Source organism: Neomegalonema sp. (assembly GCF_028688855.1).
GTDB lineage: Bacteria > Pseudomonadota > Alphaproteobacteria > Rhodobacterales > Rhodobacteraceae > Neomegalonema.
The window spans coordinates 78845-105091 of the sequence record NZ_JAQTXI010000006.1 but is presented as its reverse complement, the minus strand read 5'-3'; the positions used below and the strand labels follow the sequence as shown (position 1 = coordinate 105091).

The 26247-nt window shown below is 70.1% G+C and carries 30 protein-coding genes; 23 read left to right on the top strand and 7 right to left on the bottom strand.

The window, feature by feature from the left end:
• Positions 1-7: 7 nt before the first annotated feature.
• Positions 8-1666, bottom strand: a complete 1659-nt coding sequence (locus PHN62_RS06350) for a helicase HerA-like domain-containing protein (protein ID WP_300147901.1) — start codon at positions 1664-1666, stop codon at positions 8-10.
• An 84-nt stretch (positions 1667-1750) separates the two neighbouring features.
• On the bottom strand, positions 1751-2302 hold the full coding sequence (locus tag PHN62_RS06345) for a GNAT family N-acetyltransferase (RefSeq protein ID WP_300147898.1): 552 nt from the start codon (positions 2300-2302) through the stop codon (positions 1751-1753).
• A 112-nt stretch (positions 2303-2414) separates the two neighbouring features.
• On the opposite strand from PHN62_RS06345, the gene PHN62_RS06340 reads away from it, so the two are divergent.
• Complete coding sequence (locus PHN62_RS06340) at positions 2415-4004, top strand: lysine--tRNA ligase (RefSeq protein ID WP_300147893.1); 1590 nt, start codon at positions 2415-2417, stop codon at positions 4002-4004.
• Positions 4005-4215: 211 nt separating this feature from the next.
• A complete protein-coding gene (locus PHN62_RS06335) occupies positions 4216-4356 on the top strand; it encodes a hypothetical protein (protein WP_300147891.1) in 141 nt (46 codons plus the stop codon).
• Between the two features lie 100 nt (positions 4357-4456).
• Here PHN62_RS06335 and PHN62_RS06330 read toward each other — a convergent pair whose 3' ends face one another.
• On the bottom strand, positions 4457-4747 hold the full coding sequence (locus tag PHN62_RS06330; RefSeq protein WP_300147888.1) for a hypothetical protein: 291 nt from the start codon (positions 4745-4747) through the stop codon (positions 4457-4459).
• Positions 4748-4836: 89 nt separating this feature from the next.
• A complete protein-coding gene (locus PHN62_RS06325) occupies positions 4837-5532 on the bottom strand; it encodes a glutathione S-transferase N-terminal domain-containing protein (RefSeq protein ID WP_300147885.1) in 696 nt (231 codons plus the stop codon).
• 158 nt (positions 5533-5690) lie between these two features.
• On the opposite strand from PHN62_RS06325, the gene PHN62_RS06320 reads away from it, so the two are divergent.
• The 3 genes from PHN62_RS06320 to PHN62_RS06310 all read left to right on the top strand — a co-directional run bounded on the left by PHN62_RS06320 (position 5691) and on the right by PHN62_RS06310 (position 7048).
• Positions 5691-6077 (top strand): hypothetical protein, encoded by a 387-nt coding sequence (locus PHN62_RS06320; protein ID WP_300147882.1) that lies wholly within the window; start codon positions 5691-5693, stop codon positions 6075-6077.
• 78 nt (positions 6078-6155) lie between these two features.
• The gene (locus PHN62_RS06315; RefSeq protein ID WP_300147880.1) at positions 6156-6608 is read left to right on the top strand and encodes a hypothetical protein; all 453 of its coding nucleotides are present in this window, start codon (positions 6156-6158) and stop codon (positions 6606-6608) included.
• A gap of 11 nt (positions 6609-6619) precedes the next feature.
• Complete coding sequence (locus tag PHN62_RS06310) at positions 6620-7048, top strand: DUF6748 domain-containing protein (protein WP_300147877.1); 429 nt, start codon at positions 6620-6622, stop codon at positions 7046-7048.
• A 4-nt stretch (positions 7049-7052) separates the two neighbouring features.
• Here the strand turns inward: PHN62_RS06310 and PHN62_RS06305 are convergent, their stop codons facing one another.
• Both PHN62_RS06305 and PHN62_RS06300 read right to left on the bottom strand, forming a co-directional pair.
• Entirely contained in the window at positions 7053-9617 is a 2565-nt protein-coding gene (locus tag PHN62_RS06305; RefSeq protein ID WP_300147874.1) for an ATP-binding protein, read from the bottom strand.
• Positions 9614-10192 (bottom strand): molybdopterin-dependent oxidoreductase, encoded by a 579-nt coding sequence (locus tag PHN62_RS06300; protein WP_300147871.1) that lies wholly within the window; start codon positions 10190-10192, stop codon positions 9614-9616. The genes PHN62_RS06305 and PHN62_RS06300 overlap by 4 nt, the downstream gene beginning before the upstream one ends.
• A 404-nt stretch (positions 10193-10596) precedes the next feature.
• On the opposite strand from PHN62_RS06300, the gene ccrA reads away from it, so the two are divergent.
• A complete protein-coding gene (gene ccrA / locus PHN62_RS06295; protein ID WP_300147868.1) occupies positions 10597-11898 on the top strand; it encodes a crotonyl-CoA carboxylase/reductase in 1302 nt (433 codons plus the stop codon).
• A 373-nt stretch (positions 11899-12271) separates the two neighbouring features.
• On the opposite strand, the gene PHN62_RS06290 is transcribed toward ccrA, so the two are convergent.
• Positions 12272-13036, bottom strand: a complete 765-nt coding sequence (locus tag PHN62_RS06290) for a hypothetical protein (RefSeq protein WP_300147865.1) — start codon at positions 13034-13036, stop codon at positions 12272-12274.
• Between the two features lie 269 nt (positions 13037-13305).
• On the opposite strand from PHN62_RS06290, the gene PHN62_RS06285 reads away from it, so the two are divergent.
• The 17 genes from PHN62_RS06285 (at position 13306) to PHN62_RS06205 (ending at position 26160) form a co-directional block, all read left to right on the top strand.
• Complete coding sequence (locus tag PHN62_RS06285; RefSeq protein ID WP_300147862.1) at positions 13306-14274, top strand: hypothetical protein; 969 nt, start codon at positions 13306-13308, stop codon at positions 14272-14274.
• An 8-nt stretch (positions 14275-14282) separates the two neighbouring features.
• Positions 14283-14735, top strand: a complete 453-nt coding sequence (locus PHN62_RS06280; RefSeq protein ID WP_300147859.1) for a hypothetical protein — start codon at positions 14283-14285, stop codon at positions 14733-14735.
• 86 nt (positions 14736-14821) lie between these two features.
• Positions 14822-15055 carry a hypothetical protein gene (locus PHN62_RS06275; RefSeq protein WP_300147856.1) on the top strand — a complete coding sequence of 78 codons (234 nt, stop codon included), beginning with the start codon at positions 14822-14824 and terminating at the stop codon, positions 15053-15055.
• Between the two features lie 721 nt (positions 15056-15776).
• Positions 15777-16304, top strand: coding sequence for a hypothetical protein (locus tag PHN62_RS06270; RefSeq protein ID WP_300147853.1), 528 nt, complete (start codon positions 15777-15779; stop codon positions 16302-16304).
• A 21-nt stretch (positions 16305-16325) separates the two neighbouring features.
• Positions 16326-17078 (top strand): type III secretion system inner membrane ring lipoprotein SctJ, encoded by a 753-nt coding sequence (sctJ, locus tag PHN62_RS06265; protein WP_300147850.1) that lies wholly within the window; start codon positions 16326-16328, stop codon positions 17076-17078.
• Positions 17075-17758, top strand: coding sequence for a hypothetical protein (locus tag PHN62_RS06260; RefSeq protein WP_300147848.1), 684 nt, complete (start codon positions 17075-17077; stop codon positions 17756-17758). The genes sctJ and PHN62_RS06260 overlap by 4 nt, the downstream gene beginning before the upstream one ends.
• Before the next feature lie 77 nt (positions 17759-17835).
• Positions 17836-18690 (top strand): HrpE/YscL family type III secretion apparatus protein, encoded by an 855-nt coding sequence (locus PHN62_RS06255; RefSeq protein ID WP_300147845.1) that lies wholly within the window; start codon positions 17836-17838, stop codon positions 18688-18690.
• The gene (locus PHN62_RS06250) at positions 18687-20066 is read left to right on the top strand and encodes a FliI/YscN family ATPase (RefSeq protein WP_300147841.1); all 1380 of its coding nucleotides are present in this window, start codon (positions 18687-18689) and stop codon (positions 20064-20066) included. Before PHN62_RS06255 ends, PHN62_RS06250 begins: the two co-directional genes overlap by 4 nt.
• Positions 20063-20617 (top strand): hypothetical protein, encoded by a 555-nt coding sequence (locus PHN62_RS06245; protein WP_300147839.1) that lies wholly within the window; start codon positions 20063-20065, stop codon positions 20615-20617. The genes PHN62_RS06250 and PHN62_RS06245 overlap by 4 nt, the downstream gene beginning before the upstream one ends.
• Positions 20614-21654, top strand: coding sequence for a FliM/FliN family flagellar motor switch protein (locus PHN62_RS06240; RefSeq protein ID WP_300147836.1), 1041 nt, complete (start codon positions 20614-20616; stop codon positions 21652-21654). Before PHN62_RS06245 ends, PHN62_RS06240 begins: the two co-directional genes overlap by 4 nt.
• A 59-nt stretch (positions 21655-21713) precedes the next feature.
• Entirely contained in the window at positions 21714-22385 is a 672-nt protein-coding gene (gene sctR / locus PHN62_RS06235; RefSeq protein WP_300147834.1) for a type III secretion system export apparatus subunit SctR, read from the top strand.
• Positions 22386-22395: 10 nt separating this feature from the next.
• Positions 22396-22665: a flagellar biosynthetic protein FliQ gene (locus tag PHN62_RS06230; protein ID WP_300147831.1), complete on the top strand. Its 270-nt coding sequence runs from the start codon at positions 22396-22398 to the stop codon at positions 22663-22665.
• 13 nt (positions 22666-22678) lie between these two features.
• A complete protein-coding gene (locus PHN62_RS06225; RefSeq protein WP_300147829.1) occupies positions 22679-23491 on the top strand; it encodes a flagellar biosynthetic protein FliR in 813 nt (270 codons plus the stop codon).
• Positions 23488-24570 carry an EscU/YscU/HrcU family type III secretion system export apparatus switch protein gene (locus PHN62_RS06220; protein ID WP_300147826.1) on the top strand — a complete coding sequence of 361 codons (1083 nt, stop codon included), beginning with the start codon at positions 23488-23490 and terminating at the stop codon, positions 24568-24570. Before PHN62_RS06225 ends, PHN62_RS06220 begins: the two co-directional genes overlap by 4 nt.
• A gap of 183 nt (positions 24571-24753) precedes the next feature.
• Entirely contained in the window at positions 24754-24972 is a 219-nt protein-coding gene (locus tag PHN62_RS06215; protein ID WP_300147824.1) for a hypothetical protein, read from the top strand.
• A 2-nt stretch (positions 24973-24974) separates the two neighbouring features.
• Positions 24975-25178 (top strand): hypothetical protein, encoded by a 204-nt coding sequence (locus tag PHN62_RS06210; protein ID WP_018633155.1) that lies wholly within the window; start codon positions 24975-24977, stop codon positions 25176-25178.
• Between the two features lie 85 nt (positions 25179-25263).
• Positions 25264-26160 (top strand): hypothetical protein, encoded by an 897-nt coding sequence (locus tag PHN62_RS06205; protein ID WP_300147818.1) that lies wholly within the window; start codon positions 25264-25266, stop codon positions 26158-26160.
• Positions 26161-26247: the final 87 nt, after the last annotated feature.

Genomic DNA, 26247 nt, shown 5'->3' with positions numbered 1-26247 from the left:
CCAGGGGTCAGCGCCGGAAGAGCCCGCCCAGAACGCCCCGCACCAGCTGGCGCGTCAGCTGGCTGGTCGCGGTGCGGGCCACGGATTTGGCGATGGTCTCGGCCACGCTGTCGGTGCGGCGCTGGGCGGGCGCGCGGGGTTTCGGCTGGGGCGCAGGGGCCGGGGCGCTGCGGCCATAGGCCCGGCCGCCGCTCCCTCCGCCGGAACCGCCATAAGGTTGCCCGCCGGAGGTTTGCCCGCCGTAAGGCTGGCCCTCATAGGCCTGGCCGTTCTGGCGGTCGCGCTTGAAGTCCTCCCAGCTATAGCCGGAATCCCCGGCGCCGCGCGCCGCCGAATCGTTCCCCGGCGCCGCCGGAGCAGGCTCTTCGGCCCGACCGCGCAGGATCTCGAAGGCGGATTCGCGGTCCACGGCCTCCTCGTAGAAGCCGTGCAGCGGCGAGGCGGCCACCACGGCGGCGCGCTCCTGCGGCGAGATCGGCCCCATGCGCGAACGCGGCGGACGGATCTTCGTGCGCTCGACCATGCTCGGGATTCCGCCCTGCTGGAGCGTCGAGACGAGGGCCTCGCCCACCGCGAGCTCTCCGATGACCTGCGCCACGTCGAAGCGCGGATTGGGACGGAAGGTGTCGGCGGCGGCCTTGACGGCGCGAGCGTCGCGGGGCGTGAAGGCCCGCAAGGCGTGCTGCGCGCGGTTGCCGAGCTGACCGAGCACGGCGTCCGGAATGTCGATGGGGTTTTGCGAGATGAAATAGACTCCCACCCCCTTCGAACGGATCAGGCGGGCCACCATCTCGATCTTCGCGAGCAGAGCCTTCGGCGCCTCGTTGAAGAGCAGATGGGCCTCGTCGAAGAAGAAGACGAATTTCGGTTTCTCCGGGTCGCCCACCTCGGGCAGGACCTCGAAGAGCTCCGAGAGCAGCCAGAGCAGGAAGATCGCGTAAAGCCGCGGCGACTGCATGAGCTTGTCGGCGGCGAGGACGTTGACCTGTCCGCGACCATCCGGCGCGCGCATCATCATGTGGCGCAGATCGAGGGCGGGCTCTCCGAAGAAGCTTTCCGCGCCTTCGTTCTCCAGCACGAGGAGCCGCCGCTGAATCGCGCCCACGCTGGCCGCCGCGACCTGCCCGTAATTCGCGGAGATCTCCGCCGCGTTCTCGGCCACATGCTGGAGGATCGCCCGCAGATCCTTCATGTCGAGCAGCAGAAGGCCGCCGTCGTCGGCGACGCGGAAGGCGATGTTGAGCACGCCCTCCTGAACCTCGTTGAGGTCCATCAGCCGCGAGAGCAGCAAGGGCCCCATCTCGGAGACCGTCGCGCGGATCGGATGGCCCTGCGCGCCGAAGAGATCCCAGAAGACCACCGGAAAGGACTCGGGCTGATAATCCGTCTCGCCGATGGAGGCGGCGCGCTCGGCGAGGCCCTTCCACTTCGGCGAGGCCGGATCCGAAGCTTGCGAAAGCCCCGCCAGATCGCCCTTCACATCCGCCAGAAAGACCGGCACCCCCGCCCGCGAGAAGGACTCGGCCATGATCTGGAGCGTCACGGTCTTGCCGGTGCCGGTGGCTCCCGCGATCAGGCCGTGACGATTCCCGTATTTCAGCAAGAGATTCTGCGGCTGGTCCCAGGCTTCGCCGCCGCCGCCCAGAAAGATCTCGAAACCGCTCATGGCGCGCCTCCCGGAGAAACCAGCCTGAAAACCTGCCTCCCGCATGTAACGAAGCCGCGCGGGAAAATCCAGAAGCGCGGAGATTCAGCCGCGGCGCGCCCGCCACTCCGCGCGGCTCTGGCCCCAGAGCTGGACCTGCGGCCTGGGCGCAGCGCCGGGCGTCGGCAGGCCCGGCGAGTCGATCAGCCCCCGCAGCCGCGCGCCGAGCCTTTGCGCCACCGCCGCCGAAGCGAGATTCGCCGGCGCGATGACATGGACCGCCTCCGTCCAGCCGAGTTCGTCGAAGGCCCAGTCCATGGCGCAAGCGGCGGCCTCGGTGGCGTAGCCGCGCCCCCAGAAGCGGCGGTCCAGAGCCCAGCCGATCTCCGGCGCGGGCCAGCCCGGCGGAAACCAGGGCCCCACCCGCCCGATCCAGCGCCCGGAGTCCCTTTCGATCACCGAGAACAGCGAAGCCCCGTCGAGGCTCCAGGCCCCCGAGATCATCGCCAGAGCCCTCCAGGCGCCTTGCAGCGGCTGAGGCCCGCCGAAATGCAGCATGCCTTCGGGATCGGCCATCTTCTCGGCCCAGAACCCGAGGTCTCCGCGCTCCGGCCGACGCAGGATCAGCCGATCCGTCTCCAGAACCACCCCGCCCATCTTCCCCTCCTTGACCCCCCCGGCGCCCCGCCTTACACCCATGGCGCGCGCCGCATCGGCGGCGCAGAGCCCGAGCGCGCCGCGAGGAGCGCGGCGCCATGGAGACCCGATCATGACGAATTTGCAAGACCTCGCCCTGAACGCCCGCGCCTGGCCGTTCGAGGAGGCGCGCAGGATCGTCAAACGCATCGGCGGAAAGACTCCCGAAAAAGGCTATGTGCTCTTCGAGACGGGCTATGGGCCGTCGGGTCTGCCGCATCTGGGCACCTTCGGCGAGGTCATGCGCGCGACCATGGTCCGCCGGGCCTTCGAGCTCATGGCGCCGGGAATCCCGACGCGGCTCTTCTGCTTCTCCGACGATCTCGACGGCTTGCGCAAGGTGCCGGGCAACGTGCCCAATCAGGAGCTGCTCAAGGCCAATCTCGACAAGCCCCTGACGCAGGTGCCCGATCCCTTCGAGAAATTCCCGAGCTTCGGCGAGCACAACAACGCCATGCTCCGCGACTTCCTCGACCGCTTCGGCTTCGAATATGAATTCCAGTCGGCGACCGAGCGCTACAGGTCGGGCGTCTTCAACCCCATGCTGCTGCGGGTGCTGGAGCGCTTCGACGACATCATGGCCATCATGATCCCGAGCCTCGGCGGCGTGAACGAGGAGCGGCTGGAGACCTATTCGCCCTTCATGCCCATCTCGCCGAAAAGCGGCAAGGTGCTCCAGACGAAGACCCTGGAGCGCAACCTCTCCAAGGGCACCATCGTCTACGCCGAACCCGACGGCGAGAAGGTCGAGATCTCGGTCCTCGACGGGAACTGCAAGCTGCAGTGGAAGCCGGATTTCGGCATGCGCTGGGCGGCCCTCGGCGTGGATTACGAGATGTCCGGCAAGGATCTCATCGCCTCGGTGGAGCTGGCGACCGCGATCTGCAAGGCCCTCGGAGAGCCCCCGCCCGAGACCTACATCTACGAGCATTTCCTCGACGAGGAAGGCAAGAAGATCTCGAAGTCCAAGGGCAACGGCCTGACCATGGAGCAATGGCTGACCTACGCCTCGCCGGAGAGCCTGGGCTATTACATGTTCCAGAAGCCCCGCACGGCCAAGCGGCTCTACTTCTCGGTGATCCCCAAGGCCGTGGACGAATATCACCAGCAGCTCGCCGCCTTCGAGCGGCAGGACGAAGCCGCGCGGCTGGAGAATCCCGTCTGGCACGTGCATCAGGGGAATCCGCCGCAGAGCGATCTGCCGATCAGCTTCGCCATGCTCCAGAATCTGGCCATCGCCTCGGGCGCCGAAGACGCCTCGAAGATGTGGGGCTTCATCCGCCGCTACGTGCCCGGCGCCTCGCCCGAGACCCATCCGGGACTCGACGCGGCGGCGGCTCAGGCGGCGCGCTTCGCCACGGATCAGGTCAAGCGCAACTACCGCCTGCCCACCGACCGCGAGCGCTCGGCCTTCGCGGATCTGGCGCTCCAGCTGCGCAACGCCCCCCCGGAAGCCGACGCCAAGGCCTTGCAGGACGTCGCCTATGAGGTCGGCAAGGCCCATGGCTTCGAGAATCTGCGCGACTGGTTCAAGGCGCTCTACGAGGTGCTGCTCGGCCAGGAGGAAGGCCCGCGCTTCGGCGGCTTCGCGGCGCTTTACGGCGTCGAGGCCACGGCGGCCCTCATCGACGAGGCTCTGGCCAAGGGCGCGGCCCAGGCCTGAGGCCGCCCTCTTCCGCAATTAAGATCGGCTGCGCGCGGGTTCTCCGGATCCGCGCGCTTCCTGCGCGCATGATCAGCACTCTGAATTCCGGAAAGTTTTAGATAAAACCAGGCGTCCGATCTGGAAAGATTAACGATGAGATGACAATCCCGGATCATATCTTCAGGAACGTTCAATCCCCAATCTTCCTGAACCGGTCAGAGGATGCGTCATGCGGCTTAAGTTTCTGGAGATCGCGTTGATCGCGCTGGAGCTCGCCTTCACCTTTGGAGGCTTCATCCTCAGCTCCCTGTGGTTCATCATCTCGATTCCCTTCATGATCATCGGCTGGCTGTTCGGTTTGATCTTCTGAAGATCATCCCCGGAGCATGCCCGAGATGCGGGGGAACCCGGCCTCCGCGCTTCGCCATGTCTGCCGGTTTCGCCCCCTGAACGGCGGATTCCCGCGTCGTTCACCGGGGCGCGGCGCTTCCGACCCAGCCGTCGCCCACCCGGCAGAGCATGGCCGCGGCGCCGTCCGAGGGACGGTCGATCCGCAGGCAGCCCGGCGAAAGCTCCGTGACGAGGCATTCTCCCGGCTCGCGGCGCAGGGCCTGTCCGATGCAGTCCTGTCCGCCCGCCGCATGGTTGAGGTCGGGCGGCCTCGGATCCGCCAGATCCCGCAGCCGGGGACCAAGGGTCATCCCCGCCAGAATCCCCAGCAGAAGCAGCCCGATGCGCGGCAAGGTCAGGATGCGGAGCATGTGCGGGGCTCTCTTTGCGGCGGCGGCCTCGCCGCATCCGGGACGCAAGCCCCGCCTGATCGCGTCGGGCGGGGCCTCATTTCAAGACGTCAGCCGATCTTTCCGGCGTCGAAGAGCCTCCTGGCGAGGCTCGGCGCCGAGGGATTGACCCGCTTCGCCTCATCCTGCCCGATCAGGCCCCTCTGGACCGCCGGACGCGCGCCGACGCGCTCCAGCCAGGCGGCGAGGTTCTTCAGCCCCGAGATGTCCTGAGCCTGCATCTCCCAGAGCCGCACCCAGGGCCAGAGCGCCATGTCCGCGATGGAATATTCGCCCGCCACGAAATCGCGCCCCGCCAGACGCTTGTCGAGGATCGTGTAAAGCCGCGTCACTTCATCGCCGTAGCGCTTCTTGCCATAGGGCACGTCCTCGGGCGCGAAGCGCAGGAAGTGATGCGCCTGACCCGCCATCGGCCCCACGCCGCCCATCTGCCAGAAGAGCCATTGCTCCACCTCGGCGCGGGCGCGCGGATCCTCGGGATAGAACTTCCCGGTCTTGCGCCCGAGATATTGCAGGATCGCCCCCGACTCGAACAGCGTGATCGGCGCGCCGTCGGGGCCTTCCGGGTCGAGGATCGCCGGAATGCGGTTGTTCGGCGACAGGGCGAGGAACTCCGGCGCGAACTGCTCGTTCTTGCCGATGTTCACCCAGCGGACCTCATGGGGGAGGCCCATCTCCTCGAGGGCGATGGAGACCTTGTAGCCGTTGGGAGTGACCCAGGTGTGCAGTTCGATGGGAGCGGACATCAGCTTCTCCTCTGGCGATGCTGCGCCCTATCGACGCCCCCGGCGCGGCTTTGTCAATCGTCGGGGCTTCACGCTTTCGCCGCCTCCCCGCCGCAATCGCGCCGCACAGGGGGCGCAGGGTGAATTCCCGATCAACCCTCGCCTTTCAGGAGATCGCGATGTCTCGCCTCTTCTCCCTCGGCGCTTTCGGATTGGCGCTCGCTCTGGCCGGACCGGCGGCGGCGCAATCCTATTCCTATCCGGCGCCGACCATCCTCGTCCCTCCCGGCTATCCGACGATCCTGACGCCGCCTCCCAGGCCGACCTGCGCCTGCGTCCGGGCGCCCTGCTTCTGCGACGCTCCAGACGGCTGGGGCGGCGGCGGATGGGGCGGCGGCGGATGGGAGGTTCCCCGGCCTCTGCCCGGTCGGGGCTGGCCGCCTCCGCCTTCCTGGGGCGGCGGATGGGGACCGCCTCCGCCTCCCTATTGGGGCGGCGGCCGGCCCGGCCCCTGGGGAGGTCACGGCTATTGGGATCGCCCCGCTCCTCCGCCGCTCTGGCGCTGATCTCCGCAGGACCGGAGGGAGACGGGCCGTCGCGCCCGTCTCCGTCTCCGGAGGCCCGCCCTTTCAGGAGCTTCGCCCATGCCCCGCCTTCCCCTGCGCGCTCTGGCTCTGGCGCTGAGCTGCGCCGGACCCGCCGCCGCTCTGGAGCCCCCCGACCCCGGCGCCCCCGCCCCCGCCCCCATCGAGCCGCCCGGTTCGCGCTTCGTCGCCTGCGACAATGGAATCCGCTGCTTCCAGGCGCCCTGCCCCTCGCGCAACGCCTATGACCTCGACGCGCGCAAACGGATCCTCGGCGTGGATTTCGACGCCTCGCCCCTGACTCCGGAGGAGCGGAGGCGGCTGACCGAAGAGCGCGGACTCTACTACGGAACCCTCGCGCTGATCGGCCATGTCGAGGAGCGCCCCTTCACGCTCCCCGAAGGCGGAGCGCCGCGCAGCCGCCAGGTTCTGGTGATCTCTTCGCTGATCGGGCCCGCGCCGGAGGGAGCGGCGGCGCTCTGTCGAGGCGGCGCGCCCGCCTCTCAGGACTGAGGAGAACGACCATGCCTCTTTTCTCGTCGCGTCTCGCCGTCTCCGGCCTGCTGGGGCTCGCGCTGGCTTCGCCCGCCGCCGCGCTGTCGGTCCTTCCGCGCCAGAGCTCATGGGTCGCCTGCCACAACGGATTGCTCTGCGTGCGGGCGCCCTGCCCCTCGACCAACGCCCTGAACCTCGAGACGGGCGAGGTCCAGACCATCCACCGCGCGGATCTCTCTCGGCTTTCGCCCGCAGATCAGGCCGCCGCCCTGGAGGAGAACGCCCTCTGGAGCGGAACGCGGGTCGTCGAGGGCGAGATCCTGACGCGCGAGGTCTCCTTCGGCGGACGCGCCGAGCCGGAGGTCAGCCTCGTCGTCTCGGCTCTGGGGCGGGCCGCCGCCGAGGCCGAAAGCGCCGCCTGCAAGGCGGAGGGCTCGCGCTTCCCGCCGCCCTCCTGAGGCTTCAGGCGGCGGCGCGCAGGGCCTCCACGAGATCCGTGGCGGCCTCGGCCCAGTCGGGATCCTCGTCGCTGGCGGCGTCCTCGATGACGCGGGCCGTGTCGGCCAGGTCGTCCATGCCGAGGAAGCCCGCCGCTCCCACGGTCTGATGCGCCAGATCCCGCCCCCGACGCGCGTCGTTGGCGGCGCAGGCGTCCTCCAGCTCGTCGGCGAGGCGGCGGAACTCGATCAGCGCCCGCGCCCGCAGCTGGGCCACGTCGTTGGCGTCGATCTCGTCGCGCAGCAGACGCGGCACAGGCTTCTCGGCGCCCGGTCCCGGCGGCCGCAGGCCCCGCGCCTCCATCGCCCGCAGCAGGCTGGCGACCAGCCCGTCGCGCGAGGTCGGCTTGAGCGCCACCTCGTCCACGCCCGCCTCGCGCAGCGCCTGACGGGCGCGCTCGGTGGCGTCGGCGGTGAGCGCCACGATGGGCGCCGCGGCGTTGGGGCCTCCGCCGTCGCGGATGGCGCGGGCGGCCTCGGCGCCGGTCATGCGCGGCGTATGCAGGTCGAGCAGGATCAGGTCGAAGCCCGCCGCCTGAGCCAGAGCATGAGCCTCGGCGCCGTCGCGGGCCAGCTCGATGGTCGCGCCCTCGCGCTTGAGCTGCATGGCGACGATCATCTGGTTGATCGGCTGATCCTCCGAGAGCAGCACCCTCAGCCCCGGCAGACGCGGCGCCGCGGCGCCGCCTTCCTCGCCCTCGGGCGCCTGGATCCCCGCCAGCTTGCGCAGCGTCTCCATGTCGACGGGCGTGATCCCCGCGCGTCCGCTCTCGAAGCCCTCGGCGCGCGGATCGGCGCCGGGAGCCGGCGCGTCGAGCCGCAGGGCCGCCATGCGCGCGCCTCGCGCCGAAGGCTCCAGCCGCCGGAGGGCCTCGGCGGCGGCGCGGCCCGCGCCCACCACCAGCACGGCGTCGAAGTTCTGCGCCGCGAGCAGAACCTGAGCGCCTTCCAGCGCCCGGGCCGCCCGCACATGGGCGCCCAGATGGGTCAGATGCTCGGCGAGGGCGCTGGGCGGGCTCGGATCCACGCGCAGCAGCAGCAGCCGCACGCCGCCCAGAAGGCCCGGCGGCGCCTCCTCCTGTCCGGGAACCTCCTCGGCGGCCTCGATGAGCGGAATCTCCAGCCAGAAGACGCTGCCGCCGCCCATGCGGGGCTTGTGGCCCATGGCGCCGCCGAAGGCGCTCGCCAGACGCGCCGAGATCGCCAGCCCCAGACCCACGCCGTCGGAGCGCGGACCGGCGGGCGTGGAGGCCTGGCTGAACTTCAGGAAGATGCGCTCCTGATCGACCGGATCCACGCCGGGCCCGCTGTCCTCGACCTCGACGCGCAGCCGCGCCTCTCCCCTGGCGTCGACCACCGCGAAGGCCCGGGCGGCCACGCCGCCCTTCTGGGTGAACTTCACCGCGTTGGCCACGAGATTCAGCAGGATCTGACGCAGACGCGCCGGATCGGCCAGAATCGCCGGAGGCGTCTGCGGATCCACGGCGTAGGAGAGTTCGAGCCCCTTCTGCCAGGCCTGAGGCGCCACGATGGCGAAGACGTCGGCCAGAAGCCGCAGCGTCGAGGTGGGTTCGGGCGAGAGGGTGAGCTTGCCCTCCTCCATGCGCGCGTCGTCCAGCACCTCCGAGAGCAGCGCCACCAGCGCCGTCGCCGAAGAGCGCGCGATGCGGGCGTGCGCCTTCTGGTCGTCGCGCAGGCCCGTCTCCTCCAGAGCCGCCAGCATCCCGAGCACCCCGTTGAGCGGCGTGCGGATCTCGTGGCTCATGGTGGCGACGAAATCGGCCTTGGCCCTCAGGCCCGCCTCGGCCTGATGCGCGAGGGTCAGGTTGTGCCGCGCCAGGTCGAGCACGCGCCGGTTCTCGGCCCTCAGCCCCGCCAGCAGCGCCAGAACCGCCGCCGCCGTGCAGAGCCCCAGAAGCAGCACCAGCCGCGCGCCGTCGCGCAGCGAGAAGCGCACCTCGGCGGCGATGGCGATGTCGCGCTGACCCAGCTGCTGAGAGACGCCGCGGAAGGCGGCGCGGATCTCGGTCAGGTCGTAGAGCAGGTTTTCATACGCCAGACGCGGCCGCTCGATCTCGACGCTGGCGCCCGAGCCCATCCAGGCGTTGGCCTCCAGCATGAGGCGGATGCGCTCCAGCACCTCGCGGGCCTGGGGCAGCTCGCGCACGCGGGCCGCGACGTAGCCTTCCTGATAGATGGTCAGCTGGGAGGCGAGGGTTTCATAGGCCCGCCTGAGCTGCGAGGCCGCCACCTGACGCCAGACCGGCGGATAGGCCTCTTCGGCCTCGTCGCCGCTCACGGCGCTCTGGGCGTTGGCCAGAGTGGCCACCAGAAAGCTGAGGTTGGCGTCCGTGGTGAGCGCCTCCACCGTGGCGCGCTCGCGGCCCGCGTTCTGGAGGGCCCGCTCGGTGCGGGCGAGATAGAGCGCCACCACCGCCGTCAGGGCGAGGCCCGCCAGAAGCGCCACCACGCCGAGGATGCGCGCGGAAGCCGCGTCGCGCCAGAGGGAGGAGAGCGGCCGCCGGGTCATTCGACCTTCAGTTCGGTGAGGTTGCTGACCCAGCGCGAATTGTACAGCGGATCGCGCAATTCGCGATGGTCGTCGCGGGGATAGATCAGCCAGAGCGGCCCCTTGTTGCGCGGCTGGAGGGCCTCGCCGTCCATGTGGGTGGCGATCAGCATGTCGTAGCGCAGGACGTCCGACATGGGGATGTCCACGACGTAATCCGTGCGGCTTCCGGCCCGCGCCAGAGCCCCGTGAGCCCCCACCGCCGCGAGAAGATCGCGCAGCAGGACGCCCCGGAAGCGCCGCTCTCCGTCGGTCCAGTCGGTGGTGGTGGCGATCTCCTGTTGCGGCAGCTCCCCCAGAGTCGCAAGATCGAAGGCGCTGACGCGCTCGCTCGTGAAGGGGTCCACCCAGTTGCGCCGCTCCGGCGCCCCGCCCCAGATCAGGAGCAGCGGGTCGAAATGCTCGTCCGCAGGCAGAGGCAGCGCGAGCAGTTCGGCTGCGGGAATCGAGGTCGGACGCTCGTCGGAGCGCATCGCCGCGCAGACGCCCCCCGCGAGAAGGAGCGCCCCCACGGCTCCGATCAGCCAGCTTCTCATTCGGGCGTCTCGTAAATTTTTCGTTTCACGAAACCGAGGAATGCCGAAATCCCGCCCTCATGGCAATGGGCGCGAAAGGTTGGTCGGGGCGGCTTCCTCAGGTTTCATCGCGGCTTGGGCCTGGTCCGGAGGGCGCCGGGAGGCCGACGCGGGCGCCGGAGGTTGCGCCGCAGGCCTCAGGCTCCGCCGGAAGGCGAGGCCCGGGCTCCGGCTCCGCCGCAGGTCGGCCCGAGGCGGCGATTCCACGCCGTTTCATGCCGCATCGCAAAAAACGCCTTGCCTCCGCGCAACATCTGAACAATACTTAAGTCCGAATTGTATCTTTCATGCGTTCGCGGGCATCTCCACGGGGTTCGGACCTCCGGACCGCCACATCATGACGCCGCGAATATCAGGAGCAGACGATGACGCAGACGGCCGCCCAGCCCCAGGCCCCCAGCGCCACGAAGAGCCTCGCCACGAAGGACCTCTACGAGATCGGCGAGATCCCGCCGCTCGGCCATGTGCCCCCCAGCATGTACGCCTGGGCGATTCGCCGCGAGCGCCACGGCGAACCCGAGAAGTCCTTCGCCCTGGAGGTCGTCGAGACCCCGAAGATCGACAGCAACGAGGTTCTGATCCTCGTCATGGCCGCGGGCGTGAACTTCAACGGCGTCTGGGCGGGTCTGGGCGTGCCGATCTCGCCCTTCGACGTGCACAAGGCTCCCTATCATATCGCCGGCTCCGACGCCTCGGGCATCGTCTGGGCGGTCGGCGACAAGGTGACGCGCTGGAAGGTCGGCGACGAGGTGGTCGTCCACTGCAACCAGACCGACGGCGACGACGAGGAATGCAACGGCGGCGATCCGATGTTCTCGCCCACCCAGCGCATCTGGGGCTACGAGACTCCCGACGGCAGCTTCGCCCAGTTCGCCCGCGTCCAGAGCCAGCAGCTCATGCCGCGCCCCCGGCACCTCACCTGGGAGGAGTCGGCCTGCTACACCCTGACCCTCGCCACGGCCTACCGCATGCTGTTCGGCCATCGTCCGCATATCCTGCGGCCCGGTCAGAACGTGCTGGTCTGGGGCGCGACGGGCGGCCTCGGCTCCATGGCGATCCAGCTGATCAACACCGCCGGCGCCAACGCCATCGGCATGATCTCCGAGGAATCCAAGCGCGAATTCGCCATGAGCCTCGGCTGCCGCGGCGTGATCAACCGCAAGGACTTCAGCTGCTGGGGCCAGATGCCCACGGTCAACACCCCCGAATACAACGAGTGGCTCAAGGAGGCCCGCCGCTTCGGCAAGGCCATCTGGGACATCACCGGCAAGGGCAACAACGTCGACTTCGTCTTCGAGCATCCCGGCGAATCGACCTTCCCGGTCTCGCTGCTGCTGGTGAAGCGCGGCGGCATGGTGGTGATCTGCGCCGGAACCACCGGCTACAACCTGACCCTCGACGCCCGCTATCTCTGGATGCACCAGAAGCGCGTCCAGGGCTCGCATTTCGCGAACCTGCTGCAGGCCTCCCAGGCCAACCAGCTGATGATCGAGCGGCGAATCGACCCCTGCATGTCCGAGGTCTTCCCCTGGGACGAAATCCCCCAGGCCCACACCAAGATGCTCCGCAACCAGCACAAGCCCGGCAACATGGCCGTTCTGGTCTCGGCCCCCACGACGGGCCTGCGGACCTATGAGGACGTGCTGGAGGCCTCCGCCGCCCGCTGAGGCCCGGAGCCCCCTGCAAGAGACCACGAAGGGCGCGGGGCCATGGCTCCGCGCCCTTTCGCATCTGCGGAGGAGGGGCGGGCCTCGCCCTCGGGGAGCGTCATGCGGATTCCGGTTCCGGGACGCCTTCAGGGACGAGATCCGCCGCCCTCAGGGCTCCGGAGGGGAGATCGGGGAGACCTCGCCCGTCCCTGCGTCCCGAAGCGCGCTCCGGATTCCCGACGACGCCCCCCCCGGAGAGCGCGCCGCCGCCAACAAAAAACGCGTCCCTTTTTCAAGGGACGCGCAGTCAGCCCTCGGGCTCCGCCGCGTTGCGAGGGAAAGCGGAGCGGAGAGGGCAGAGCAAGACGTTCGCCGGCGAGCGGGCCGGGCGTCAGAAGTAGCGGTTGAAGTCGAGGTCCAGGCTGCCGCGGTTGAAGCCGCCGCCGTATCCGCCGCCCCAGCCGCCGCCGCCGCCGAAGAAGGAGTCGACCAGCGAGCCGAGCGAGCCGCCGCCGAAGCCGCCGCCAAAGCCCGGGAAGCCGCCGAAGCCGCCGCCCCATCCGCCGCCGGGGAAGCCGCCGAAGCCGCCGCCGCCGCCGAAATCATCGCCCCATCCGCCGAAGCTCGGGTATCCGCCGCCCCAGCCGCCGCCGGGGAATCCGCCGCCCCAGCCGCCGCCGACCGGAACCGGATAGAAGCCGCCGGGCGAGCCGCCGCCCCAGCCGTTGCCGATGTTGTTCAGCGAGCCGGCGAGGTTGTTGATCGCTTCGCCGTTGTACTGGGTCTGGGCGCCGATCTGGTTCAGCGAGCCGCCGATGTCCTGCTCGAGGCCGGCGAGGCGACGGGCGAGGATGGTGTCGTTGCGCAGGCCGCGCTGCTGGCCCTGGGCCAGGGCCGAGATGCCCTGATTGAGGCCCTGGACGCCCTGGTTGACGCCGTTGAGGCCCTCGCCGAGCTGCTGCACGCCCTGGGCCGCGCCCTGGGTGAGCTGCGACAGCTGCTGGACCTGCGCGCCGAGCTGCTGATTCTGCTGGACCAGCGCGTTGATGGCTTCTTCGAACTGCTGAGGATGGACGCTCGGCTGCTGGGGAGCCGGCTGGTGCTGCACTTCAGACCGGCCGCCGCCGAAGAGCGCGCCCAAAAGACCCAAGGTCATGATCATTACCCCTGATATTTCTGTTTCCGCCGCGTTTGAGAAGAGCGTTGGAGATAAGGTTTCTCAAACAAGCTTGTGCCATTATGCGACGATATCGCTCCATTTCAAGAAAAATATAACCAAACCCATCCCATTTTTGCTGTATATTTACGCAATCAGGATTATAAACTCAGTTGCGGAACACAATCAGTCTTCGTATGGAACAATTCTCTTGAAATCTTCGCGGAGCCGCGGCACAATCGGGGACAAGTTCGAAAGGATGGCCCCAAATGCCCGCCCGATTCCCGAGCAAGAGCGCGTTCCGCCTGACGGCCCTGGCCGCCGCCGCCTTCGTGGCGACGACGATCCCGGCGGCCCGGGCGCGCGCCGACGCCGATCAGGGATCGGCCTGGCTCGCCAGGTCCATGGCCGCGCAGGAGGCTCCGGCGACGGAGACCGCAGCGCAAGCTCGGGCCCCCGCGGCCGGAAGCGAGCCCGGGGCCGAAACCGGGGCCGGATCCCAGGCTCAGGCCTGGGCGCCGCGCGCGGTGCAGGCGGGTCTGCGGCCGGTCTGGATGGAGGAGCGGTTCAGCCTCTCCATCCAGGAGCATCCGCTCGGCGAGGTGCTGGCGGAGTTCGCCTCCGCCGCCGGAGCGCCCCTGCGCCTCAGCGAGGAGGCGCCCGGAGACGCTCTGGTCAGCGGACGCTTCGACGACGTGAGCGGCGCCGAATTCCTCGACCGCCTCGCGCGGGACAACGGCCTCGACTGGCGCCATGACGGCGGCGTCATCGACGTCAGCGGCGTCGCCGAGCGGGTGACGCGCCTGGTCACGCTGAAGGGCGTCTCGGTGGTGGATCTGGAGCGGACCATGCGTCGGCTCGGGATCTGGGAGGACAAGTTCCGGCCCAAGGTCGTGGACGGCGCCCTCGCCCACATCAACGGTCCGCCGCGCTACGTCGCGGCCATGGAGGTCGTGCTCGAGGAGATGATCGCCGCCCGCGCCCAGGCGCAGGTCGAAGCCGAAGCCGCCCAGGCCAGAGCCGAGGCCGCCCAGGTCCGCGCCGAAGCCGAAGCCGCTCAGGCCCGCGCCGAATACGAAGCGCAGCAGGTCAAGCTCAAGGCCGAATACGAGGCCCAGCAGGCCAGGGTCGAAGCCGAAGCGAAGGCCGCTCGGGCCCAGGCCGAAGCCGAAGCCCGCGAAAGGGCCTGGCGCGCCGCCCAACCGCCGCGCGTGGTGCGCGGCGGAGCCTGGAATTGAGGTCCGGCATGGCGAACGCTCCGGCCGCATGGGCCTTCCAGCCCGCCTGGGGCTCCTCGCCCCGGGACAAGGCGAAGACGGAGCCCGCGGCTCCGCCGCCCGAAGATCTGCGCCTGATGGCCGAAATCGGCTTTCTGGCGATCCGCGAGGAGCAGGGCGCGGCCCTGCGCCCCGTGTTCGAGATGCTGGACGCGCTCCAGCCCGACAACGCCGCAGGCGCCATAGGTCTGGCGATGATCGAGGCGGCGGCCGGGCGCGAACGCGAAGCCCTCGCCCTGCTGCGGCGCGCGATCCTGACGCGCAAGCGCTCGGTGCGGGAGGCGAAGGCGACGTTCTGCGCCCTGGCTGCGGCCTTCGGGCGCGACTCCGAAGCGCTGCAATGGCGGCGCGAGCTTCTGCGGGGTCCCGACAGCGGGGCCCGGCGCCTGGCCGCCGCCCCTGTGGCGCGGCGCAGGAAATGACCCCGGCCGCCCCTGTGGCGCGCAGGAAACGACTCCGGCCGCGTCCGTGACGCGGCCCGGGAAATGACGATGGAAGGACCAAGGGGATGAACGGAATCAATGGGCTGGGCGGATTCGCCCCAAGCGCGCAGATCGGCGGGGCCGGGGCGGTCGCCCCTGTGGACCCGCAGGCTCAGGACGCTTCCGCCGCCGAAGGCGCGAAGTTCCAGCAGGCGCTTCAGAGCCAGGGCGTGAAGATGGGCACCTTCGTGATGAGCTACATCATGAACGACATCCTCGAGCAGCTCATGAAGGATCCCAACGACCCGTCGGCCGTCTGAGGCCCTTCGGCTCCGCCATCGGCACGAGGCCCCCGCGGCCTCCCCCCCCCTCACGAGGCCTGCGCGGCCTCCCCCATAGAGTCGAGGACGATTCAAGATGACCCAGGCCCAGGCCCTGACGCGAGAGGAAGAGGAGGCGGCCCGCGCGGCCGGCGCTCTTCGCCTCGTCGCGCGTCTGGCCCGGAGCTTCTCGGTCTCCGGCGCGCTGCGCGTCGTCCTCGACTCGATCACTCGCCCCAAGGCGCGCGGCGCCGCCCCTAACGACAGGCGGGCGCCATACTCCCAGGACGAAGCGTCCTTCATTCCGAAGGCGCCCCTGCGGCTCTCCGGCCATCGGGCCGGCGGAGCGGGAGGAGGCGGTCCGCCTGGCCGGTTCACGGCTGCGCGCGCCCAGCGCGTCCGTTTCTCCGGGGTTTGCGCAATGCGGCTTCGGGGTGCGGGGGGTTCGCAATTCGTGCGTATGGCCGACCGGCTCCCCTGCGGTCGGCCGACCTCTTTCTGGACCCTTTCCCTGACGAGCGAAACCGCTCGCGTTCCTGACCTCTCCCGTTGCGCGGCCTCCGGCCGCCCGCCTTCGCGCTGAAGGCGCCCCGAGCCCGCGACGTTCCCCCGAGGGATTTCCGCAGGCCGAAGACTCCGGGAGGACTTTCCCCGACCAGGCGGCGCGGACGCGCCCCTGCTCCGCGACATTCCGACGACCGTCCCAGGAGGCTCCCCCACCATGGCCATGACCATCGCTCCCGTCTCCGCATCCGTCTCCTTCGACCCCCAGGCGGCGGGCGCCGCCTCGCGGCTGACGAGCGCCCAGGGCCTTTCCGTGGCCTTCCAGCCCCAGCAGACGGCGGGCCTCTCCGGCGCCGCGGGGGCCCAGGCTCCGGGGGCTCCGCTCTCCTCGCTTGGCTCGGATCTTGCTCAGCGGCTGGAGGCGTTCGACAAGACCCGCCTCGATTCGCGCAAGGCCTCCGTGGCCGCCGCGAAGGATCTGGCTCAAGGCCCCGCCTCCGCCGGTCCCTCCGGAGAAGCCGCCTACGCCAGGGCGCGGGCCGAACTGGCCGCCGGACCGGCTTCGCTGCGCGCGGGCGCGGCCGGATCTCCTTCGCCGGGCGCGGCGGCGGCGAACTCCGGGCTTTACGACCGCGCCTTCGACGCGATGCGCCAGTCCTTCGACTACGCGATCGAAACGCAGATGGTCGTCAAGACCGGCTCGCAATTCGCTTCGTCGCTCAACCAGCTCATGCGCGGCCAGTAAGGCCCCGTTCAGGAGGCCGACATGCTCAAGTTCAGCAAGCCCGCCCTGGTCTTCGTCGCGGCCCTCGCTCTGGCGGGCTGCAAGACCGACCTCTATACGGGGCTCTCCCAGCGCGACGCCAACGAGATGGCCGCCGCGCTGCTGCAGGCCGGAATCCCCGCCGAACGCGCGGCCGTCAAGGCGGGCGAGTTCACCATCCGCGTCGACGAGGCCCATTTCGCCCAGGCCATGCAGGTTCTGGAGACCCGCGGCCTGCCCCGCGAACGCTTCAAGGAGTTCGGCGAGATCTTCGCCGGAGACAGCTTCATCCCCACCCCCACCGAAGAGCGGGCCCGGATGATCTACGCCCGCAACCAGGAGCTCTCGCGCACCGTCTCGGAGATCGAGGGCGTGATCCGCGCCCGCGTGCATCTGGTGCTCCCCGAGCGCGACCCCCTCGCGCGCGAGGTGCGTCCGGCCTCGGCCTCGGTGGCGATCCACTACGCCCCCAACACCGACGTCGAGGGCCTGGCGCCGCGCATCAAGCTGCTCATCGCCAACAGCGTCGAGGGGCTGGCCTACGAGCGCGTTTCGGTGGCCTTCTTCCCCTACACCGGTTCGGGCGGCGCGACGCTCGACGCCTCCGGCTCCGGCGTGATGAACGCCGCCGTCGTCGGCGGAGAGCCCAAGCGGGCCATGTCTCTGGTCCTGGCGCTCGGCGCGGCGCTTCTGGGCGCTCTGGCCCTGACCTTCCACACCGGATCAAGGCGCGAAGACAGGCGCGGTCGGCGATGACCCCCGCGCAGATCGACGCCCGACGGGCGGCGGCTCTCGAAGCCGTCGCCCTGAGGCGCGTGGCGCGCGCCGCCGAGGCCCGCGCCGCAGCCGAACTCCTCGAGGAGGCCGTCCCCTCCGTCTTCGGCGCGGAGGGCGCGCGGCGCCTTCTGACGGAGCCGAGGTTCCGGGCGCGTCTGGGGGCGCGTCTGGCGCGTCTGCACGGCGCGGGGGCTCCGCCCTGGACCGCTTCGCCCGGCGCCCTCGCGGTGCTGGAGATGGACGCCCCCCGCATCGACCAGCTGCGCCTCGACGCAGGCGCCGCCCTCGAGGCGGCCGCCGTGCTGGGGCTGCTCAAGGGCGAGGAGCAGAAACGCCTCTCCGCCGCCCTCGGACGCGATCCGGCCGCCGCCGCCCGCCGCCACGGCCTCGAGGAGCCCGGAGATGGCGCGGATTTCGCATGGACCGATCCCGACGATCCGCCCGAGCGCCTGACGCCCGAAGAGATCGCCGAAGCCGTCCGCAGTTCGGGAGGCCGGGCCTTCGCGGCCTGGCTGGCCGGACAGCCGGTTTCGGTGGCGGCGCGCGTGGGGCTTCTCTCGCCGTCGAGCGCCCTCCTGGCGCCGCCGGAGGACCCCGATCTGGCGCGGCGCGGCGCGGCGCTCGTCGAGCGGATCGCCGCTGAGGCCGCCGCCCGCTGAGGGCGCGGTCAGGATGACCATCCGGGGCCTCGGGCCGATCCGAGGGATCGGCGGCCGGACCCCTTGAGGAGTTCGCCATGTCCGACGCCATGTCCGATCCGGCGCGTCCCGCCCGCCTCGGCTTCGGGGGGGTCGGCAGACCTTCTCCGCTGCTCAAGGCCGAGAGCCTGACGCCTCTGGCCGAAGCCGAATCGGCGGCTCACGCCGCGCGGGCCCAGGCTCAGCGCATCGTCGCGGAGGCCCAGGGCCGCGCCCGCCAGATCGAGGCCGCCGCCGAAGAGGAAGGCCGCAGACGCGCCGCCGCCCTTCTCGCCGAGCGGGCCGCGCGCTCGGCGGCGGATCTTCAGGAGATGTCGCGCCATCTGCCCGAGCTGGTGACCTCGGCGCTGCGGCTGTTGCTGGAGCCCGCGCCGCCCGCCGAACTCATCGCGCGGGCCGCCAGGCGCGCCCTCCAGGATTTCGGCTCCGGCGCGCGGCTGACGCTCAACGTGCCCGCGCCGCTGGTCGGAGAGGTGCGCGAGCGCCTGACGCGGCTCGATCCCCATCACGCGCTCGAAGTGCGCGGAGATCCGCAGGCGCCTGCGGGCAGCTCGCTGCTCCAGACTCCCTGGGGCGACGTGGAGCTGGGCCTCGCCGCCCAGATCCAGGCCCTCGAAGCGGGGCTGCGCGCCGCCCTCGAATCGCCCGAGCCCCCCCAGGCGCCGGGCCGCCAGAGCTTCGGCCCCGATCCCTTCGAGGCCGCCCAGCACGCGCCTCACCCCGCCCAGCCTCAGCAGACGCCGCCTCAGCAGCCTCAGGCCCAGCCGCGTCCGGCGACGCCCGCGCCCCAGCCCCAGCCCCAGCCTCAGGAGGCTCCGCAGCCGGGCGGCCTGACCTTCTCGCTCTCCTCCAGCTATTCGGCGAGCTATCCCGATCAGGGAGACCTCTCATGACGGGCGGCGCGCAGGGCTTCGCCGCCGCCGCGCGGCGCATGGCGCGGGCGCTGGAGATCCCCGGCGCCCTGGAGACCCGCCCGCTCATCGGACGGGTGGCGAAGGTCTCGGGCGTGATCGTCGAGGCGACCCTTCCGGGGGCGCGTCTGGGCGAGATCTGCGAACTCCGCGAGCCGGGCGGCTTCGCGGAGGGCGTCCGTTACGCCGAGGTCGTGGGCCTGCGCGACGGCGCGGCGCTGCTCAGCGTCATGGGCGACATGACCGGACTCTCCACCCGCACCCAGGCCGCCCCGACGGGCGGGCCGCTCATGGCGGGCGTGGGGCCGGAGCTGCTCGGGCGGGTGCTGGACGGCCTCGGACGCCCCATCGACACCGCCACCAAAGGCCCCCTGCGCCCGAGCTCGTGGCGGCCCGTCATGGCCGACGCGCCCGATCCTCTGGCGCGGGCGCCCATCGTCAAGCCGCTGCCGCTCGGGATTCCCGCCTTCGACGCCCTGAACGTCTGCGGCGAGGGCCAGCGCATCGGCCTCTTCGGCGAGCCGGGCGTGGGCAAGTCGACGCTCATGGCGGCCATCGCCAAGGCCTCTTCGGCGGATGTGGCGGTGATCGCCCTGGTCGGCGAGCGCGGCCGCGAGGTCTCGGAGTTCATCGAGGAGGCGCTCGGGCCGGAAGGTCTGGCGCGCTCGGTGGTGGTGGCGGCGACTTCGGACCGCCCCTCCATGGAGCGCCTCAAGGCGCCCTTCGTGGCGACGGCCATCGCCGAATATTTCCGCGATCAGGGCAAGAAGGTGATCCTGCTGATGGACAGCATCACCCGCCTCGCCCGCGCCCAGCGCGAGATCGGACTCGCCGCGGGCGAGCCTCCGGCGCGACGGGCCTTTCCGCCTTCGGTCTTCGCGCTCATGCCCCGGCTGATCGAACGCGCAGGAGCGGCCTCGAACGGCGGATCCATTACCGCTTTCTATACGGTTCTCATGGAGGATGACGGCGTCGGAGACCCTGTGGCCGAGGAGGCCCGCGCCTTGCTGGACGGACATATCGTGCTTTCGCGCAAGATCGCCGAGGCCGGACGCTATCCGGCCATCGACGTGCTCGCCAGCCGCAGCCGCGTCATGACCCGCGTGACCAGCGCGAAGCATCGCGCGGGCGCGGATCGCCTGAGGGCTCTGCTCTCGCGCTGGAAGGACGTCGAGCTGCTGGTCCGCATGGGCGAGCATCGCCACGGCGCCGACCCCCTCGCCGACGAGGCCATCGCCAAGAAGGACGAGATCGAGAACTTCCTCTACCGCTCGCTCTCCCGCCCCGCGAGCTGGGAGGAGACCCGCGCGAAGATGTTCGCCCTGACCGGCGCTCAAGGGGAGGACGCCCCGCGATGAGCCTGAACGACCTCAAGATGATCGGCCAGATCCGCCGCGTGCGCGAAAACGCCGCCGAACAGCGCTTCCAGACCGCCCGGACCCGCGTGGACCAGGCCGAACAGGACGTCCTCAAGGCGGAGACCGCGCTGAGCAGGTTCGACGGACGCCTCGAACAGCGCATGCGCGAATTCCACGACACGGCGCTGAAGGGCAGGCCCGTCGGCGCCATGGAGGGCGCGCAGAACTTCCACAGCGACCTCATGCGCGAACGCGAGGGCTACGCCCGTCAGATCGCCATGGCCCGCCTCGAAGTGCGCCGCGCCGGAGAAGCCGCCGAACGCGCCCGTCGCGAATGGGCGACCGCCCACGCCAGAACCGAAACCACCCATGAAGTCGCGCAGGAGGCCCGGATGGATCTGCGCCGCGTCTCCGAAAAGCGCCAGGAGCAGGATCTCGACGAACTGGCCACGGGCCGCTCCTTCGCGCGCGGCGGAGCGCCGGGAGGAGGAGCTCCGGGAGGAGGATCGGCGGAAGGCTCCGGCGGCGCGCCGGGATCGGGCGGCGCATGATGAACCTCCGCAGCCCGCGTTCGGCGATCCAGCCCTACCCCTGGCCCCGGCTCAGCCTGCGCGAGGCGGAGCGGGCGCGTCTGCGGGCGCGGCCCCGGACTCCGCTGATCCTCGAAGACCCGCCCCTGAGCCTCATGCTGACCGGCGGCCCCTCCGCCGAAGCCGAGCCGGAGCGTCTGCATCTGCACGGCGAATGCGGCGGCGCGCCCTTTCGTCTGGCCCTGCCGCGCGGCCTGATCGAGGCCCTCATGCGCGAGGGAGATCCGGAGCATGATCCGGCCGAGATGGACGCCGAAAGCGGCGCGCTTCTGGTCGAGCTCGGGCTTCTGCCCGCGATCCAGGCTCTGGAGGCCCGGCTCGGCCTGAGCCTCGCCCTGACGAAGCTGGCGCCCGCCGTCGCGCCCGGCACGAAATATCAACGCCTCGACGCCATTGTGGAGGGCTTCGGAGAAGCCTGGCCCGCGACGCTCCATGCGCCGCCGGATCTGGCCGCCGCCCTCGAGGCGCTCTGGGAGACGCAGGAGACGCAGGATTCCCCCGCCCACGCCGCCGCCTCGGTGACGGTCGCGGCGCGGATCGGCGCCTCCCGTCTGCCCCGGGGCGCGCCCATGGCGGTCGGCGACGTGGTGCTGGTCGAGAGCTTCGCCCCCGGAAGGGCGGCCCTGATCGTCTTCGGCGAACGCGCCGCGGCGCCGGGCCAGTTCAACCCCAGGGGCGAGGTCGGGGCCACAGGTCCGGCCAGCTTCGAGCTGGCCCGGAGATATGAGGAGTTGGTGATGGCGGACGCGTCCCAGGGCGGCTTCGTGGCGGACGACGCCACGCTGGATGAGATTCCCGTGCGGCTGGTCTTCGAGGTGGGGCGGATCTCGCTGCCCTGGAGCGAGCTGCGGGGTCTGGGCGTGGGCTCGGCGATTCCGGTCAGCCGCGCGCCGGACGGCGCCGTCGACGTGATGGTCGAGGGCCGCCGCATCGCTCAGGGCCAGGTGGTCATGATCGGCGAGAGCGTCGGCGTGCGCCTGACGCGCATCTTCTCGTGAGCCCTCCCTCCTTCCGGGATCAGGCCCCGTGAGGCGCCTCCCGATCCGGAGCTTCGTCCATGCCCGAGCTTAGCGCGAACATCGTTTCGCTCATCGTCATCACCATGGCGGTGGGCATGCTGTCCTTCGTCGCGGTGGCGACGACCGCCTTCGCCAAGATCTCGGTGGTGCTGCTGCTGGTGCGCAACGCGCTCGGAGTGCAGCAGACTCCGCCGAACATGGTGCTTTACGGAATCTCGGCGATCCTCGCCGTCTACATCGCGGCGCCGGTGGCTCTGGCGGTGCGCGACCACATCATGGCGCCGGGCGTCGAGCTCACCAGCGTCGCGCAATGGACCGAGGCCCTCGACCGCGCCAAGGAGCCCATGCGCGACTTCCTGCTCCAGCACGCGCGGCTGGAGGACCGGGCCTTCTTCCTCTCGGCGACGGCGCGGGTCTGGTCGCCGGAGGCTCAGGAGGCCACCACCGACTCCGATCTGATCATCCTGATTCCCGCCTTCCTCGTCTCGGAGCTGACCCGCGCCTTCGAGATCGGCTTCCTGCTCTATCTGCCCTTCCTGGCGGTGGATCTGGTGGTTTCGGCGGTTCTGATGTCTCTGGGCATGATGATGGTCTCGCCGCAGACCATGGCGGTGCCCTTCAAGCTTTTCCTCTTCGTGGTGGTGGACGGCTGGGCGCGGCTCGTGCAGGGCCTCGTCCTGAGCTACGCCCCCGCCGCCGGCGGCGGTTAGGAGATCCCCCATGGAGACCGATTTCATCGCGCGTTATCTGGGCGAGGCGGCGGGCGCGGCGGCGGCTTCGGCGGGTCCTCCGCTGGTCATCGCGACCATCGTCGGATTCATCGTGGCGCTGTTCCAGGCGGTCACGCAGATCCAGGACCAGACCCTGCCGCTCACCGCCAAGATCATCGCGGTTTCGGCGGCCTTCCTGATGTTCGGCGCGAGCCTCGCGCAGCCGCTGGTCCAGATGACCGACAACGCCTTCCGCGTCTTTCCGCTCCTGACCAGATAGGAGGGGCTCGGCCATGGGTCCCGCCGATCTCGTCGCGGAGATGAGCTACATCTACATGCCCTGGGTGCAGGCGGCGGCGCTCTCCATCGCGCGGCCGCTGGGCATCCTGACGGTGTTTCCGGCCTTCATCTGGCTGGGGCTTCAGGGCCCGGTGCGCAACGTCTTCGCGCTGGCCATGGCGGCGCCGGTGATTCCGGAGGTCCACGCCCATCTGACCGCCCTCGCCGAGCCTCTGGGGGCGCAGAACCTCGGGCTGCTGATGGTCAAGGAGGTGCTGATCGGGATCGCGCTCGGGGCGATCTTCGGCGCGCCCTTCTGGGCCGCCGAGATGGCGGGCACCCAGATCGACGTCTATCGGGGCGCCATGTCCTCGACGATCATCGCCCCCGACACCCAGACCGAGCCTCTCGTCACGGGCGCGATCTACGCTCTGGCCATGACGGGGATCTTCATGGCCTCCGGAGGGCTGCGCGACCTCATCACGGCGCTTTACGGCACCTACGGGCTCTGGAGCGTCTTCGAGGCCACGCCGCCGCCGCTGGACAACGTCTGGCCCATGATCGTCGAGGTGCTGCGCAAGGTGTCGAGCCTCGCCATCGCCCTGGCGGCGCCCTTGCTGATCGCCATGTTCCTTTCGGAGATCGCCTTCGGCATCGCCAGCCGCCTCGCGCCTCAGGTGAACATCTTCGATCTGACGCTGTCGATCAAGAATCTGGCCTATCTCTTCCTGACTCCGGCCTTCCTCTATCTCTACGCCTTCTACTACGCCGCGGACGTGCTGGATCTGCGCGAGACCATGGCCTATCTGGAAAGGGCGCTCGAATGAGCGGCGGCGACGACGGCTCGGAGGAGAAAACCCTCCCGGCGACCGAACACAAGATCAAGGAGCAGCGCAAGAAGGGCCAGGTGGCCCAGGGCCGCGACCTGATCGTCGCCTCCTCCTTCATCGTCTGCGTGATCTACCTCATGCTGGCCTGGCGCTCGATGCAGGCGGGCTTCGCGCACATGTTCGACCAGATGGCTCTGGCCGCCTCGGCGGAAGGCGGGCCCCGTCCGAGCCACTGGCCCGCCGCCGTGCGCAGCGTCTGGAGCGACTCGGCGGCGATGGTCGCGCCGCTGATGCTGCTGCCGCTTCTGGCGGCCTTCATCGGCTCGATCATCGCGCACAAGGGGCTTCTCTTCGCGGCCGAGCCGCTCAAGCCCGCCTATTCCAAGATAGATCCGGTGAAGGGCTTCAAGCGCATCTTCTCGGTGCGCAATCTGATCGAGTTCCTGAAATCCCTGTTCAAGTCGCTGCTGATCATCGGGATCGTGGGCCTTGCGGGGTGGTGGGCGCTGCCCGCCGCCATGCAGACGCCCCTCTGCGGAGCGGCCTGCGTCGGGCTGGCGCTGAGCAAGGCCATGATTCCCATCGCTCTGGCGAGCATCGCGATCTTCGCGCTCAACGCGCTGTTCGACACCGGGATCCAGAAATGGCTCTTCCTGCGCGAAATGCGCATGACCCATACCGAAATGAAACGCGAGCGCAAGGAGATGTATGGCGATCCCACCATCATGATGCGTCGCCGCGAGATGCGCTACGAAGGCGCCATGGGCGAAGGCGAGACGACGGGTCAGGCGAAGCTGGCCAGCGTGGTCCCGACCATGGTGGTGCTCGGGCGCAACGGACAGGCCGTCGGATTGCGCTATGTGCGCGGCGAAACGCCTGCTCCGGCCATCGTCTTCATCGGAAAGGGCGCGAAGGCCGGGCTTTACGCGCGTCAGGCGGCCATGGACGGCGCCTTCATCGCCACGCAGCCCGACCTTGTGGAGTCCTTGACCGAAAAGGGCCGCGAACGCAGATACATCCCGGAAGGACAATTCCAGGACGTCGCGAATCTGATGTCTCAGGTCGGGGCCTTGTGACATATCGGCACGAATCGGCACGAATTTCGCATGTTCGCGATTCAATTCTTTAAATGAGACGATTTTCGTTTATTAAGAACAAGATACGCAAAGAACTCCGATTTGTTTTCCACATAAATCGTTTGATCTTGGCATATGTTTCATATAAAAACATATCAAGGCAGAACCGGGATGAAATCCTTAATGACGCTCTCTCCCCTTGCTCAGGACGATCTGGCGAAGACCCTGGCCCGAGACCCGCAAGGGATCGTGCTCCGGGATCTGCGCCGTCAGCTTCTGGAGGGAAGGGCGCTCTGGACGGCGTCTCGCCCCGGCCACGGAAACGACGTCTCGGCCCGCGCCTATGACGCGGCTCTGACGGCCCTGCCGGACTTGTGGAAGGCTCAACAAAGGAGCAAGTGAAGATGGCCAGCAATGTGACCAGCACCGGCGCCTCGGGCGCCGCTTCGTCGGCGGCCGGCGGCAGCAGCAACGCCGACTCGGACGCCCAGATCGCCCAGATGCAGGCGGGCTTCGACCGCGCCATCGCGCAGGCGTCGAAGATGACCCAGCTTCGCCAGGAGGCCGGTTCGGCCCTCTCGGCGGCCCAGAACCGTCTGAACAACTGACGCTGCGACCCCGGCGCCCTTCCCCCGCATGGGCGCCGGGTCCACTCCTCTCCCCCGCCGTTCCTGAATTCGGAGTCGCCTCATCATGGCTTTCCCGCTTTGGAGAGAGGCGCGCCGCATACGGCTCGATTTCGTAGCCGGCGCCCACAAGGGAGCCAGCGAAGAGCTCGCTCCAGGCCTCTGGAGCATCGGCGGCGCGCCCGACTCTCAGATCCGCCTCGGCGACCCCGCCCTGGCCGACACCCGTCTGACGCTCGATTCCGGACATCTCCTCGGGCCGCGCCTGCGTCTCGAAGCCGGGGCCGCCGCGCTGGAAGGCGACGCCCTGCCGCTCGGCGTCTGGCGCCGGGCCCCCCGCGACGCCCAGGTGACGCTCGGCCGAGAGGTCTTCGAGCTCTCGCGCAAACCCATGTTCGGACATTCCCAGGCCATCGCGCCTCTGGCCGCCGGAGCCCTGGGCCTTGCGGCTCTGGCCATGGGCTCGGGCGTCACGGGCGCCCCGAGCCCCGTCCAGCCCGACCCCACCCGCCAGATCGCCCAGATGGCCCAGGGCCGCGTCGCCGAGGGCGCCGCCCGCGAGCTTCAGGCCCGCCTCAACGCCGCCGGCGCCGGAGTCCTGCGGGCGCAGGGCGATTCCGCCAACGGACGCGTCCAGGTCTCGGGCCCCATGACCGAAGGCCTCCGCCCGCTCTGGGAGGCCGAGCGCCTGTGGTTCGACTCGGCCTATGGCGCGCGTCTGGCCCTGAGCGAGCGCTTCGGCGCCGCGGCGACCCCTGCGGCCGAGCCGCCGCCTCCCGCCGAAGTCACGCTGCCTTTCGCGATCCGCTCGGCCTGGACCTCGCCCCAACCGCTGATCATCCTTCAGGACGGCTCGCGCAACCGTCCCGGCGACGTCCTGCCGGGCGGCTGGCGCTTCGTCGGGCTGCAGGACGGCGACCTCCATCTGGAGCGCGGCGGCCAGATCGTCGCCATCGCTCCATGACCCGCCCCCCGCTCCCGACCGCAGGCCCCCCGACCGGTGGAGGCCCGACCGGGAGCGGAGAAGCGCGGACCCCGCCGGACCCCCGAG